Source organism: Belnapia rosea (genome assembly GCF_900101615.1).
GTDB lineage: Bacteria > Pseudomonadota > Alphaproteobacteria > Acetobacterales > Acetobacteraceae > Belnapia > Belnapia rosea.
The window spans coordinates 108,895-122,454 of sequence record NZ_FMZX01000007.1; the positions used below are offsets into that span (position 1 = coordinate 108,895).

Here is a 13,560-nt window from a genome sequence, read left to right on the forward strand (position 1 = left end):
GCCCAGGGCGGTGCGCCTCGAATATTTCCAGATGATCGACCGGGTGCTCTCGGCCGATGCCGAGAGCATCGCCGCCGAGGCCGTGGTGCCGGAGGCGAGCCCGGTCTTCGAGGGGCATTTTCCCGGCCATCCGCTGGTCCCCGGCGTGCTGCTGGTCGAGACCATGGCGCAGGCCTCGGGCTACCTGCTGCTGGCGCGGCTGGGCTTCGCCCGCATGGCCTTCCTCACCGGCAGCCGGGAGACCAAGCTGCGCCGCTTCGTGCGGCCAGGTGAGACCCTCAGCGTGACCGCGCGGCTGGTGCATGAAGGCTCCGGCTTCGCCGTCACCGATGCCGCCATCACCAGTGCCGGCAAGCGTATCTGCGAGGTGCGCGAGATGAAATTCAGCATCCAGGACTTCCCGGCGCCGGAACTCGCGGCCGCCATGCGGGCGCAGGCGGCGCGGATCGGCCTCCTCGCATGAGCGAGCCGGTCTGGATCACCGGCATCGGCCTCGTCTCCTCGCTCGGCGAGGGGGTGGAGCCGCATCTGGCGGCGCTGCGGGCGCCTGATGCGAAGCCGGTCGTGGATGCCGCGAGCTTCGCCCCCTTCCCCATCCACCCGCTGCCCAGCCTCGCCCTCGACGCGCAGATCCCGAAGAAGGGCGACCAGCGGCAGATGGAGCCCTGGCAGCGCCTCGGCACCTATGCCGCCGGGCTGGCGCTCGACCATGCCGGCGCCCGCGGGCTGGCGGGGGAGATGCACCTCCTCGTCGCCGCCGGCGGGGGCGAGCGCGACGTGGCCCTGGATGAGGCGATCTGCCGCGAGCTGGCCGCGCTGCCGCCGGGCGAGGCCGGGCCGCTGCTGAACGAGCGCCTGGCCAACGGGCTGCGGCCGACCCTCTTCCTCGCCCAGCTCTCCAACCTGCTGGCCGGCAACATCTCCATCGTGCATGGCGTCACCGGCTCCTCCCGCACCTTCATGGGCGAGGAATCGGCGGCGGCGGATGCGGTGCGGATCGCCACGGCGCGCCTGGCCGAGGGGCGGGGCGAGACGGCGCTGGTGGGCGGCGCCTATGCCGCCGGCCGCTGGGACATGCTGCTGCTCTTCTCCCCCTCGGGCGGCCTCCTGCGTGGCGACTGGGTGCCGCTGGCCGGGCGGCCCGGCGGCGGGATGGTGACGGGCAGCCTCGGCGCCTTCCTGGTGCTGGAGACGGCGCGCCATGCCCGGGCGCGCGGCGCGCGGGGCCTCGCCGCGATCGGCGCGGTGCGGAACGGCGCGGCGCGGCGGCGTGGCGGCGATACCGCCCGCGCCTCGGCGCTGGCGCTGGCCGAGGGCCTGCCCTTGCGGCCGGGCCATGCGGTCTTCTCCGGGGCGAGCGGCGTGGCCGGGGCGCTGGAGGAGGAACGGGCCTTCCTCGACACCCTGACGGAGGCGGGGCCGGTGCGCTTCACCACGGACCTGCTGGGGCATGGGATGGAGGCGAGCTTCCCGGCCAATCTGGCCCTCGCCGCCCTTGCCCTGCAGGCCGGGCTGGTGCCGCAGGCGCTGGTGACGGGCTTCGGCCTCTGGCGCGGCGAGGCGCTGGCCGTGCTGGAGCCGGTCGGGGAGGAGGCGGAAGGATGAGCGGATTGCGCGACCATGCGGGGCGGCACATCGTCGCCGTGACCGGCATGGGGCTGGTGACGCCGCTCGGCTTCGGCGTCGCCGAGAGCTGGGCCGGGCTGCTGGCCGGGCGCTCCGGCATCAGCCGCATCACCCGCTTCCCGACCGAGCACCTGAAGACCAGCATCGCCGGCCAGGTGGTCCTGCCGGAGGAGGCCGGGCGCCCGCCCTTCTCCTCGCCCGAGCGGGTCGAGCGGATGGCGGCGCTGGCCGCCGCCGAGGCGGTGGCGCAGGCCGGGATCGGCGGCCCCTTCCCCGGCCCGCTCTTCCTCGGCATGCCGCCGGTCGAGGTGGAATGGCCGCAACGGCTGGAGCTGGCCCGGCGCACGAATGGCGAGGCGGCAGGCAGCTACCCCGCGATGATCGCCGCCGCGGCGGGGCGCGGGGACCTGTTCGAGATGTTCCTCTTCGGCGGCATCGGCGAGCGGCTGGCCGATCGCTTCGGCACGCGCGGCGCCCCGGTCTCCGTCACCACCGCCTGCGCGACGGGGGCTTCCTCCATCCAGCTCGGCCTCGAGGCGATCCAGCGAGGCGAGGCCGCGGCGGCGCTCTGCATCGGCGCCGAGGGCAGCGTGGCGCCGGAGCCGATGATCCGCTTCTCCCTGCTCTCCGCCCTCTCGGCCCGGAACGAGGAGCCGGAGCGCGCCTCCCGCCCCTTCGAGAAGACGCGCGAGGGTTTCGTCATGAGCGAGGGCGCCGCGGCGCTGGTGCTGGAGAGCCTGGAATCGGCGCAGGCGCGCGGGGCGGAGGTGCTCGGCCTCGTGCTCGGCGCCGGCGAGCGGGCCGACAGCTTCCACCGCACCCGCAGCAACCCGGATGGCGGGGCAATCATCGGGGCGATGCGGACGGCGATCGCCGATGCGGGGCTCGAGGCCGCGCAGATCGACTATGTCAACGCGCATGGCACCGGCACGCCCGAGAACGACAAGATGGAGACGCTCGGCATGCGCGCCGTCTTCGGCGATGCGCCGCCGCCGATCTCCTCCAACAAGTCGATGATCGGCCACACGCTCTCGGCCGCCGGCGCCATCGAGGCGGTGTTCAGCCTGCTGACGATCCGCGACGGGATGCTGCCGCCGACGATCAACCATGAGGTGCCGGACCCCACCATCCCGCTCGACGTGGTGCCGAACCGGGCGCGGGCGGCGAAGGTAGGGCGCGTGCTGTCCAACAGCTTCGGCTTCGGCGGGCAGAATGTGTGCCTCGTGCTGGGGGCGGCGCCGTGAGCGGCCCCATGGCCCGCGCGCCGGAGGCGCATGCATCATGAGGGCCTTGCAGCTCTTCGGCGACCGCGACACACGAATTGCCGATGTGCCGCCGCCGCCGCCGCCCGGTCCGGGCGAGGTGCAGCTCCGGATGCTCGCCGTCGGGCTCAACCACATCGATGTCTGGGGCTGGCGCGGCATGGCCTTCGCCAAGCGCAGCCTGCCGCTGACCGTGGGCGCTGAGGCCGTGGGCGAGGTGGTGGCGATCGGCGAGGGCGTCGCCGGCTGGCGCATCGGCCAGCGCGCGGTGCCCTATGGGGCGCAGACCTGCGGCGCCTGCCGCGCCTGCCGCGAGGGGCGGGACAATCTCTGCGAGAATGTCGCCGGGGTGAAGGGCTTCCATCTCGACGGCTTCGCGCAGGAGCTGGCGAACCAGCAGGCGCGGCTCTGCGTGCCGGTGCCCGACGGCATCGCGGTCGAGGATGCCGCCTGCGCCGCCATCACCTTCTCCACCGTGGAGCACATGCTCTTCGACAATGCGCGGCTGGAGCCGGGCGAGACGATCCTGGTGCAGGCCGCGGGTTCCGGCATCGGCACCGTTGCCGTGCGGATGGCCAAGGCCATGGGCTGCACGGTCATCGCCACCGCCGGCACGGATGAGAAATGCCGGCGGGTGCGCGAGCTCGGCGCCGACCATGTGGTGAACTACACAACCGACCGCTTCGAGAGCGTGGCGCGCAAGGTGACGCGGAAGCGCGGCGTTGATGTCGTCTTCGAGCATGTCGGGGCGACGACCTGGGCGGGCTCGCTGCTCTCGCTGCGGATGGGCGGGCGGCTCGTCACCTGCGGCAGCACCTCCGGCGTCTCGGCCGAGACCAACCTGATGATGATCTTCCAGCGGCAGCTGCGGATCATCGGCAGCTTCGGCGCCGCCATGCGCAACGTCGCCGACGGCCTGGACAAGATGGCGGGCGGGCTGCGGCCGGTGATCGATACCGTGGCGCCGCTCGAGGGTTTCGCCGGGGCGCTGGCGCGGCTCGAGACGCGTCAGGTCTTCGGCAAGATCGTCGTCACCCTCTGACCATGCGGGACCGGGCGGTCGCGGCGCTGGTGCGGCTGCTCTTCGCGCTGGTGCGGGGGCTGGGGCCCGACCGGGCGGGGGCACTCTGCGCGGCCGTGGCGCGGCGGGTCGGGCCGCTGGTGAAGGCCCATCGCATCGCCCTCGCCAATATCGCCGCCGCCTTCCCGGAGATGACGGCCGGGCAGCACGCGCGCATCGCCGCGGAGGCCTGGGACAATCTCGGCCGGACGGCGGCGGAATACGTCCATCTGGAGCGGATCTGGGATTTCGATCCCGAACGCCCCCCGGGCCGGATCCAGATCGACCCGGAGGTGGTCGAGCGCTTCCTGGCGCTGCGGGAGGACGGCAAGCCGGCCCTTTTCTTCGCCGCCCATCTTGCGAATTGGGAGCTGCCCGCCGTCGCCGCCGCGCGGCACGGGCTGCCCTCGGCGGTGCTCTACCGGACGCCGAACAACCGCGCCGTGGCTGCGGATATCCGCCGGCTCCGCGAAGGCCTCATGGGCCGTCTGATCGCCGCCGACGTCGCCGCGCCGATCCGCATGATGGAGGCGCTGGATGAGGGGCTGCATGTCGGCATGCTGATCGACCAGCGCTTCGGGCGCGGGCCGCAGGTGCCCTTCCTCGGCCGGCCGGCCTATTCCAACCCGCTGCTGGCGCGGCTGGCGCGGCGCTTCGACTGCCCGGTGCATGGCGCGCGGGCCATCCGCCTGCCTGGTGGACGGTTCCGGCTGGAGCTGACCGAGGCGGTGGAGCTGCCGCGCGATGCCAGGGGCCGCGTCGATGTCGAGGCGGCGACGGCGCTGCTGAACCGCATCGTCGAGGGCTGGGTGCGGGAGCATCCGGGCCAATGGCTCTGGATGCACCGGCGCTGGCGGTAGCCGCCGCGGAACTCGGGCAGCCCATGCCGGTTGGCCTTACTCACCGCCGGATCGGAGAGACGCCATGGCCGACGACAAGGCACAGCCCCAGGACTCCACCAAGCAGCCCGCCCCGCCCAAGGTGACGGAGGAGAAGAAGGTCGATACCGGCGCCCAGGAAGCCGCCGCGAAGGAGCGGGAGAAGAGCGGCGGCTACCAGTAGCCGCCGGTCAGGTCCGCCCCGGCGTGCGGGTGGCTGCCGGCTGGGCCGGCCGGGCCGGCTTGCGGGCAGTGGCCGCACGGTCGCGCACTGGCCGGACGATCCGCACCTGGCGTGACGGCGGGCGTTTCGCCGCGGGCGCGCTCTGCGTGGGCGGTGGCGTGACAACCGGCGCCACAGCTGCCCGTGCAGGCGTGCCGGACTGCATCTGCGCCGCCGGCAGGATGGGCGGCGGCACAGCGGGCATCGCCAGAACAGGCGTGGCGGTCAGCGTGGGCGAAGGGGTGGCCGGCGCCACCGGGGCTTGCGCCGCCACCGGCCGGGCCGGCTCCGGCGCCGGCCGGCCAACCGGCCAGGCCAGCAGGGCGAGCGCCGCCAGGCCGGTCAACCCACCACCCGCCGCGATGCCCCATCGCATCCAGGACCGCCTCGGCGGTATGGGCGGCAGGGTCATGTCATCGGGCTCCGCCGCGGGCGGCGGCACCGCAGCCATGCGGCGGAGCGGCACCACCGTCGCCCGCCGTTCGGGCATGGCCTGGCTCGGGCGCTGGCCAGCCAGTCGATTCGGCGCCCCCTCCCAATTGTCGGCCCAGATGCGATCGATCGGGGTGATCAACCGGCATGCGGTCGACATCCAGGCGCTGCCGCCGGATACGCTGAGCGGCGGCTGCCGGTCGAAGGCGCGGGCGATCTCGGCGATGACGGGCACCTCATCGGCCCCGATGCGGCCCTGGATGATGGGCAGATAGCCGCCGAAGATGGCGCCGAACCGGGCCTCCTCCAGCCGGCCGCGCAACACCTGCTCGGCTCCCTCGCTCGGCTCGCCGATATCGAGCAGGGCGATGCCGAGGCCCGGATGCATCAGCACCAGATCCATCCGGACCGGGCGGCCCGGATCGCCGCCGATATCGCAGTGGCGGCCGCAGACCCAGCCTTCCGGCAGGCGTTCCACACTGCCGCCGAATGCGGGCGAATAACGACTCGGGGACCGCTGCCCCCTGATGGACAGTTCCGCTGACATCCCAACTTCCCCCTGCATCCCCTTGGGATTGATCGGCCTTTTTTAGGACGATGGGCAGCGCCGATGGCAGATTATCACACAAAAAGGCGTGAGGAAGGAGTTATGGTTGATTGGCTCCGCCGGCCCATCGCCGGGTGGTCGGCGATCGCGTCCTGTTGAGGTTACCAAGGCCGTGTGGCGTGGCGGCACAGCCTGGCACTGGCAGACCGAATGCACTTTCGGATGGGACCGCACGGCGCCCATCGGGTTGCCTGGCAGGCATCACAGCCACCAATTCCACAGCTTCACGATTTCGATGCGGCAAATGGAGGCTGCCTGCGCAACCACAGGGAGTGGCCAATATGCCTCATCACCTCTCAAGGAGGTCAGGTCGGCGCGCTTTAGCCTTGAATGCGCCCATGTTGCAGCGCAGCATGACGGCAAGTGAGGGGAGGGAAAAGCACAGAGGAGCTTTACCAATGGTTGCCTTCATGCTCGGTACCGCAGCGATTACAGTGATGAGCGTCTTGGCGCGCATCGCGCTGGAGGAGTTCCTCTTCCAGCCCGCGAAGGAGGGCTCGATTGTCCCTCAAGGCTTCCTAGGGTCCTGATCCACGCATGATCGACGAAGCGCATGTACCAGCGGCGACCATCAGCATCATGCAACGTAAGATGCTGGATGCGCTGAGTGAGGCCCGGCAGGGCTATGCGGGCCAGGCTTCGTCGGTATGCGGCCTTACCGTGCGCTTCTCGCGGGAAGGACATGCCGATGTCCTATGGGACATCACCCCCTCGGCACGGCAGACGGAGGGCAATTAGCGCCGCACTCGCCGTGCGCCCTGGCAGGATGGCGACCGGCTGGCGTCCCCAACGGGATTCGAACCCGTGTTACCAACGTGAAAGGCTGGTGTCCTAGGCCTCTAGACGATGGGGACCTGGCCTGCACCGCAGCCCGAGTGGGCTGCGGGCCGCCCAACTACACCGGCCCGGCCGGAACGTCCAGCCTCCGCGTCATGCGGCGGCCAGGGCGGCGGCCAGGGCCGCTGCCCGGGCCCGGCTGCGCATCAGGGGTTGGATGCGCTGGCCGAACTGCTCGATGCCGATGATGAAATCATCGAAGGTCAGCATCACCCCCGCCAGCCCCTCGACCTCCGCCATCTCGTCCAGCAGCCGGGCCACGGTGGCGTAGGAGCCGATGAGCTTCGACCCGGCATTGGGCAGCGGCTCGCTCTGCCGGAGATGGAAGGAGTGGGAATTGGGAGCCGCCGCCTTGTCGCCCGAGGCCTGCTCCGACCGCCAGGCGATCGCCTCGAGATCGGTCCCGGCCTTGTAGTGCCGCCATTTCGCCATGGCCGCCTCATCGGTCTCGTCGGCGATGACCATGGTCAGCGCCAGGGCCCGGGTCGGGCTGCCCGCTGCCTCCGCCGCGGCCCGGAGCTTGGCGACGTTTCCGGCACTGTCGCGCGGATCATTGATGGCGCCGCTGCCGGTGCAGAAATTATAGGTGCAGTGCCGCGCGGCGAAGGCCATGCCCGGCTCGCTGGTGCCGGCGGCGATCAGCGGGATCGGCCGCGAAGGCTGCGGCGCCAGGCGGCAATCCTCCATGGTGTAGAAGCGCCCCTGCAGGTCGCAGCGCCCGGTATTCCAGAGCGACTGCATTACCTCCACATATTCCGTCAGCATGTCGTAACGCTGGGCATAATGCGCATCCCCGGGCCAGAGGCCCATCTGCGCATACTCCGCCCGCTGCCAGCCCGTGATGAGGTTGAGGCCGAAGCGCCCGCCGGAGACATCGTCGATGGTGACGGCCATGCGCGCCGCGATGGCCGGCGGGATGGCGAGCACCGGCACCGTCGCATAGAGCTCGATGCGCGAGGTGACGGCGGCCAGCGCCGACATCAGCGTGAAGCTCTCGAGATTCTCGTTCCAGTGGCCTGAGGGCCCGCCGAAGCCGCGCAGCTTGATCATCGAGAGGGCGAAGTCGAAGCCGTAGCGCTCGGCGCGCTGCACCACCTCGCGGTTGAGAGCGAAGCTCGGGCTGTATTGCGGCGAGGTGGTCGAGATCAGCCAGCCATTGTTCCCGATGGGGATGAAGACGCCGATTTGCATGATCCGCATGTCCCTCTGCCGACCCTGGCCGGAGCAGCAAGCGCCATGCCGCCCCCCTCGTCTGATCGGACAGAGCGAATGCTTAATATCCAATCAAAACTGCACCATACAGGCCCTAAAAATGGCCACTTACTCGTGATTTCCCCCATTTGCCTATCTGGCATTCACTTTTGTGCGGCGCGGCATCTGACCCATGGCAATGACGCCCCGGCACAGAGGCCAGCCACCCCTGCAACAGGAAGGAGGCACGATGTCGAAGCCGATCGATGAGGGCCAGGCGAAGGGTCCCACGCGCCGTCGCCTGCTCCAGGCCGCCATCGGCGCCGCTGCCGGCTCCGGCGCCCTCACCGGCTTCCCGACCATCTGGGCGCAGAACATCCGCGACATCACGCTGCAGCATGCCGGGCCGCCGGTCACCGCCATCCCGCAGATCGCCGAGCAGGCGGGCAAGGATCTCGGCTTCACCGTGCGTATGCAGGCGAGCGAGAATGCCGACCTGCTGAACCGCTTCCTCTCGCAGTCGAGCGCCATCGACGTCGCCGATGTCAGCATCACCTTCCTGAAGTATCTGGTCGGACGGAACGTCCTGCAGACCATCCCGGTCTCGAAGCTCAAATACTGGGACCAGACCATCCCGGTCTTCACCAAGGGCGAGTACCCGGACGGCCGCAAGGCCTCGACCGAGGGCCTCGCCCCCTATGGCGTGCTCTACGCCACCACCGAGGAGGGCAAGGCCTTCGCCCCCGGCCCGACGGCCTGGGTGACAGGCATGCCATCGGTCACCAATGCCGACACGCTCGGCATCCGCCCCGACCTCACCGGACGGCCGATCACCAGCTGGGCGGACCTGCTTGACCCCGCCTTCAAGGGCAAGGCGGCGCTGCAGGACCAGCCGACCATCGGCATCATCGATGTCGCCATGGCAGTGCAGGCGCGCGGCAGCATGGCCTACGGCAACAAGGGCAACATGACGCGCGCCGAGATCGACAAGACGATCGCGCTCATGATGGAGATCAAGCGCAGTGGCCAGTTCCGCTCCTTCTGGACGACCTTTGACCAGTCGGTGAACCTGATGGCCTCGGGCGAGGTGGTCATCCAGTCGATGTGGTCGCCCGCCGTCTCCGCCGTGCGCACCCGCGGCATCCCCTGCACCTTCCAGCCACTGAAGGAGGGCTATCGGGGCTGGGGCTACAATCTCGGCCTGATGAAGCACCTGACGGGGCTGAAGCGCGACTGCGCCATCGAATATGCCAACTGGTACGCCTCGGGCTTCCAGGGCGCCTTCATCGCCCGCCAGGGCTACTACTCGGCCCAGCCGGAGACGGTGCGGAAGGTCCTCACCCCGGCCGAGTGGGACTACTGGTACGACGGCAAGCCCGCCGCGACCGACCTGCCCGACCCCTTCGGCAAGCCCGCGATCAAGCCCGGCGAGGTCCGCGATGGCGGCGCCTTCTGGCAGCGCATGGGCAACATCGCGGTCTGGAACTCCGTGATGGATGAGGACCGCTACCTCACCCGGAAATGGAACGAGTTCATCACCTCCTGAGCAGGGAAGCGCGCATCATGCAGCTCGGCGTCTTCATCCCCATCGGGAACAATGGCTGGCTGATCTCGACCAACTCCCCGCAATACATGCCGAGCTTCGACCTGAACCGCACCATCGTCGAGAAGGCGGAACGCTTCGGCTTCGACTTCGCCCTCTCGATGATCAAGCTGCGCGGCTTCGGCGGGCCGAGCGGCTTCTGGGACCACAACCTCGAATCCTTCACCCTGATGGCAGGGCTCGCCGCGGTGACGAGCCGCATCCAGCTCTTCGCCACCTGCGCCGTGCTCACCCTGCCGCCCGCCATCGCCGCCCGCATGGCGATGACGATCGACAGCATCTCCCACGGCCGCTTCGGGCTGAACCTCATCACCGGCTGGCAGCGCGCCGAGTACACCCAGATGGGGATCTGGCCGGGCGCGGAGCACTATGCCAACCGCTACGAGTACTGCACCGAATACGTCACCATCCTGAAGGATCTCTGGTCCACCGGCCGCTCCGACTTCAAGGGCCGCTTCTTCCGGATGGAGGATTGCCGCTGCAGCCCGCTGCCGCAGCGCCCCATCCCCATCATCTGCGCGGCGCAGAGCGGCGCCGGCACGCGCTACGCCGCCGAGCATGCCGATTACAACTTCTGCGCCAGCACCGGCTTCAACGACCCGAAGGCGGTGGCGCCGAGCGTTGCCCGCCTCGTCGAGGCCAACAAGGCAACCGGGCGCGACTGCGGCGCCCTGGTGCTGACCATGATCATCGCCGACGAGACCGATGCCGCCGCCCAGGCGAAATGGGAGCACTACAAGGCCGGCACCGATATCGAGGCCATCGCCTGGCGCGATGCGCAATCCTCCGACGACCCGAACCCCGACCCATTCGCCGGCCCCAACCGCCGCCGCCTGCTGACCGAGCAGCAATTGCCCACCAACCAGGGCGTGCTCTGCGGCTCCTACGCCTCCATCGCCCGCATGCTGGACGAGATGGCGGAGGTCCCCGGCGTCCGCGGCGTCATGCTGACCTTCGACGACTTCGTCATCGGCATGGAGCAATTCGGCACCCGCATCCTGCCGCTGATGCGCTGCCGTGATGCCCTCCGGCGGGCCGCCTGAGGATGAGCATCACCCAACCCGCCGAGGGCATCGCCGTCACGCCCCGCCCGCGCCGCCGCCGGCGCCTCCGCCTCTCGCCGCAGCTCGTCTCGCTGCTCCAGGTCGGCCCGCTCGGCATCATCCTGATCGCCTTCTTCGCGCTGCCGACGCTCATCTTCCTGGTGGTCAGCTTCTACGACTACGACCGCGTCGGCATCTACCCGGACTTCCTGCTCGACAACTACCGCGATTTGCTGACCACGCCGGCCACGCTCCGCGTCTATCTCAGCTCGCTGAAATTCGCCTTCATCGTCTGGGGCATCACGCTCTTCCTCGGCTTCAACATCGCCTACTTCCTCGTCTTCCATGTCCGCAGCCGCATGGTGCGGACGGTGCTGTTCCTGCTCTGCGCCATTCCCTTCTGGACCTCGGGCATCATCCGCACCATCGCCTGGATCCCCTTCCTCGGCCGTAACGGCGCCTTCAACCAGGCGCTGATGCAGGTGCACCTGACCGAGAAGCCGCTCGAATTCCTGCTCTTCTCGCCCTTCGCCGTCTGCGTGACCTATGTGCACCTCTTCACGTTGCTGATGATCGGACCCATCGCCAACTCCCTGGCGAAGATCGACCCGGCGCTGCTCGAGGCGGCGCGCGACGCCGGCGCCAGCCGCTGGCGCACCATGGCCGATGTGGTGATCCCGCTGTCGAAGACCGGCATCGCCCTCGGCTCCATCCTCGTCTTCACCCAGGTCATGGGCGACTTCTTCGTGGTGAAGCAGATGAGCGGCGGGCAGAGCGCCTCCATCGTCTCGGCCCTGGCCACCGAGATCCAGGCGATGCAATACCCGCCGGCCGCCGCCGCCTCGATGGTCCTCGTGCTCTTCGTCGCCCTGATGGTCGCCGGCATGATGCGCGTCGTCGATGTGCGGAAGGAGCTGGTACGGTGAGCGCGCGGGACCCGCGCGAGCGGCGCCCCTGGACCTTCTATGCCCTCGCCTCGCTGATGGGCCTGTTCCTGCTCTTCCTCTACGGGCCCATGCTCGTCATCTACCTGCTCTCCTTCCAGGGGCCGGATGGCGGCGTGACCTTCCCCATGGTGGGCAGCTCCACCTTCTGGTTCGAGGAGATCCTGCGGCCCGGGCAGATGGCGAACATCCCCGCTGCCTTCGGCCGCTCCCTCCTCCTCGCCGCCATCGTCAGCCTGCTCACCGTGCTGATCTCGGTGGCGGCCGGCATGGGCTTCCGCCGCCGCTTCCCGGGCTCGGGGGTGCTGTTCTACCTCGCCGTCGCCAGCCTGGTGATGCCGAGCCTCCTCGTCGGCTTCGGCATCGGCCTCGGCTTCCAGCTCTTCGGCTGGGAGCCAGGCCTCTTCACCTCGGCGCTGGCCGCCCAGCTCACCTGGACGCTGCCCTTCGGCCTCTTCGCCATGTTCGCGGTCTTCAACCGCTTCAACCGCGCCTATGAGGAAGCGGCGACCGATCTCGGCGCCAGCGCCTGGCAGCGGCTGCGCCATGTCACGCTGCCCATCCTGCTGCCCGGCATCCTCGGCGTGGCGATGGGCGCCTTCACCCTCAGCTACGACGAATACGCCCGCACCACGCTCGTCGCCGGCAACCGCAACACCCTCCCCCTCGAGATCTACGCGCTGATCTCGAGCGCCACCTCGCCGACGCTGTTTGCCATCGGCACGCTGACGACGGCGGTCTCCTTCCTCGTCATCGGCGCCACCCTCGCCCTCGTCATCCGCCTCCAGCGCCGCCGCGCCGCGGCCGCCCGCTGACAGAGGAGCCCCAAGGCATGAACCACCGCTTCGATGTGGAGCTGGTCTCCGTCACCAAGCGCTATGGCGAGACCACCGCCGTGGACGGTATCTCGCTCCGCATCCCGCCGGCCAGCTATTGCTGCCTGCTGGGGCCGAGCGGATGCGGCAAGACCAGCACGCTCCGGATGATCGCCGGGCATGAGGTGGTGTCCGAGGGCGATGTCCTCATCCACGACCAGAACGTCACCGACCTCCCGCCGCTCGAGCGCGGCACGGCGATGATGTTCCAGTCCTATGCCCTGTTCCCGCACCTCTCCTGCCTCGACAATGTCGCCTTCAGCCTGAAGATGCGCGGCACCGCCAAGGCGGAGCGCCATGCCAGGGCGCGCGAGTACCTCGCCCTCGTCCATATGGAGGGCTTCGCCGACCGCCTGCCCGCGCAGCTCTCGGGCGGCCAGCAGCAGCGCGTGGCCCTCGCCCGCTCGCTCATCACCCGCCCGCGCGTGCTGCTGCTGGACGAGCCGCTCTCGGCGCTCGACCCCTTCCTCCGCAGCCGCGTGCGCGAGGAGCTGAAGCGGCTGCAGCGCGAGCTCGGCATCACCTTCATCCATGTCACGCACAGCCAGGACGAGGCGATGGCGCTGGCCGACCTGATGGTGGTGATGCAGGACGGGCATATCCGCCAGGCCGGCCCGCCGCGCGAGGTCTTCGAGCGGCCGGTCAGCGCCTTCGTCGCCCGCTTCATCGGCGGCCACAATGTGCTGGCGGGGCCGGGCGGCCCCATCGCGGTACGCGCCGACCGCTGCCGCCTCGGCGCCGCCGGTGACGGCCCGCATCTCCCCGGCCGCGTCGCGGCGGTGGAGTATCAGGGCAGCAGCGTGCGCGTCGCCCTCTCGGTCGGCGAGGGGCAGGATGCCTCCGTGCTGGTGCCGGATGAGCAATTCTACGCCGAGCCCGTCGCACCCGGCGATTCCGCCACGCTGGTCTGGCGCGAGCGCGATGCGCATGCGCTGGCGGAAATGGGCTGACCCATAACCGAGCAGCAACAGCATCAACC

15 protein-coding genes and 1 tRNA gene are annotated in these 13,560 nt (G+C 70.0%); 13 read left to right on the forward strand and 3 right to left on the reverse strand.

What is annotated here, in order from left to right; genetic code table 11:
* The first annotated feature begins 10 nt into the window (after positions 1-10).
* The 6 genes from BLR02_RS14430 to BLR02_RS29505 all read left to right on the forward strand — a co-directional run bounded on the left by BLR02_RS14430 (position 11) and on the right by BLR02_RS29505 (position 5,010).
* Positions 11-463 (forward strand): 3-hydroxyacyl-ACP dehydratase FabZ family protein, encoded by a 453-nt coding sequence (locus BLR02_RS14430; protein ID WP_090560268.1) that lies wholly within the window; start codon positions 11-13, stop codon positions 461-463.
* On the forward strand, positions 460-1,605 hold the full coding sequence (locus BLR02_RS14435) for a beta-ketoacyl-ACP synthase (protein ID WP_090663691.1): 1,146 nt from the start codon (positions 460-462) through the stop codon (positions 1,603-1,605). Before BLR02_RS14430 ends, BLR02_RS14435 begins: the two co-directional genes overlap by 4 nt.
* A complete protein-coding gene (locus BLR02_RS14440) occupies positions 1,602-2,870 on the forward strand; it encodes a beta-ketoacyl-ACP synthase (RefSeq protein ID WP_090663692.1) in 1,269 nt (422 codons plus the stop codon). The genes BLR02_RS14435 and BLR02_RS14440 overlap by 4 nt, the downstream gene beginning before the upstream one ends.
* A gap of 37 nt (positions 2,871-2,907) precedes the next feature.
* A complete protein-coding gene (locus BLR02_RS14445; RefSeq protein WP_090663693.1) occupies positions 2,908-3,930 on the forward strand; it encodes a zinc-binding dehydrogenase in 1,023 nt (340 codons plus the stop codon).
* 2 nt (positions 3,931-3,932) lie between these two features.
* Complete coding sequence (locus tag BLR02_RS14450; protein ID WP_090663694.1) at positions 3,933-4,808, forward strand: lipid A biosynthesis lauroyl acyltransferase; 876 nt, start codon at positions 3,933-3,935, stop codon at positions 4,806-4,808.
* 64 nt (positions 4,809-4,872) lie between these two features.
* On the forward strand, positions 4,873-5,010 hold the full coding sequence (locus BLR02_RS29505) for a hypothetical protein (RefSeq protein WP_176849572.1): 138 nt from the start codon (positions 4,873-4,875) through the stop codon (positions 5,008-5,010).
* Between the two features lie 7 nt (positions 5,011-5,017).
* Here BLR02_RS29505 and BLR02_RS14455 read toward each other — a convergent pair whose 3' ends face one another.
* Complete coding sequence (locus BLR02_RS14455; protein ID WP_090663695.1) at positions 5,018-5,959, reverse strand: hypothetical protein; 942 nt, start codon at positions 5,957-5,959, stop codon at positions 5,018-5,020.
* A 467-nt stretch (positions 5,960-6,426) separates the two neighbouring features.
* Between BLR02_RS14455 and BLR02_RS29510 the strand changes: the two genes are divergently transcribed.
* Both BLR02_RS29510 and BLR02_RS14460 read left to right on the forward strand, forming a co-directional pair.
* Positions 6,427-6,618, forward strand: coding sequence for a hypothetical protein (locus BLR02_RS29510; protein ID WP_176849573.1), 192 nt, complete (start codon positions 6,427-6,429; stop codon positions 6,616-6,618).
* Positions 6,619-6,625: 7 nt separating this feature from the next.
* Positions 6,626-6,826 (forward strand): hypothetical protein, encoded by a 201-nt coding sequence (locus BLR02_RS14460; RefSeq protein WP_090560262.1) that lies wholly within the window; start codon positions 6,626-6,628, stop codon positions 6,824-6,826.
* Between the two features lie 40 nt (positions 6,827-6,866).
* Here BLR02_RS14460 and BLR02_RS14465 read toward each other — a convergent pair.
* Positions 6,867-6,942, reverse strand: a tRNA-Glu gene (locus BLR02_RS14465).
* Positions 6,943-7,018: 76 nt separating this feature from the next.
* Positions 7,019-8,125: a pyrimidine utilization protein A gene (gene rutA / locus BLR02_RS14470; RefSeq protein ID WP_245704788.1), complete on the reverse strand. Its 1,107-nt coding sequence runs from the start codon at positions 8,123-8,125 to the stop codon at positions 7,019-7,021.
* Between the two features lie 241 nt (positions 8,126-8,366).
* Here rutA (BLR02_RS14470) and BLR02_RS14475 point away from each other — a divergent pair, with 241 nt between their 5' ends.
* The 5 genes from BLR02_RS14475 to BLR02_RS14495 are packed head-to-tail and all read left to right on the forward strand — an operon-like array spanning position 8,367 to position 13,531.
* Entirely contained in the window at positions 8,367-9,662 is a 1,296-nt protein-coding gene (locus BLR02_RS14475; RefSeq protein WP_090663696.1) for an ABC transporter substrate-binding protein, read from the forward strand.
* 17 nt (positions 9,663-9,679) lie between these two features.
* Positions 9,680-10,762 carry a pyrimidine utilization protein A gene (gene rutA / locus BLR02_RS14480; protein WP_090560260.1) on the forward strand — a complete coding sequence of 361 codons (1,083 nt, stop codon included), beginning with the start codon at positions 9,680-9,682 and terminating at the stop codon, positions 10,760-10,762.
* 2 nt (positions 10,763-10,764) lie between these two features.
* Entirely contained in the window at positions 10,765-11,688 is a 924-nt protein-coding gene (locus BLR02_RS14485; protein WP_176849574.1) for an ABC transporter permease, read from the forward strand.
* Positions 11,685-12,521, forward strand: a complete 837-nt coding sequence (locus tag BLR02_RS14490; protein ID WP_245704789.1) for an ABC transporter permease — start codon at positions 11,685-11,687, stop codon at positions 12,519-12,521. Before BLR02_RS14485 ends, BLR02_RS14490 begins: the two co-directional genes overlap by 4 nt.
* Positions 12,522-12,538: 17 nt before the next feature.
* Complete coding sequence (locus BLR02_RS14495) at positions 12,539-13,531, forward strand: ABC transporter ATP-binding protein (RefSeq protein WP_090663697.1); 993 nt, start codon at positions 12,539-12,541, stop codon at positions 13,529-13,531.
* Positions 13,532-13,560: the final 29 nt, after the last annotated feature.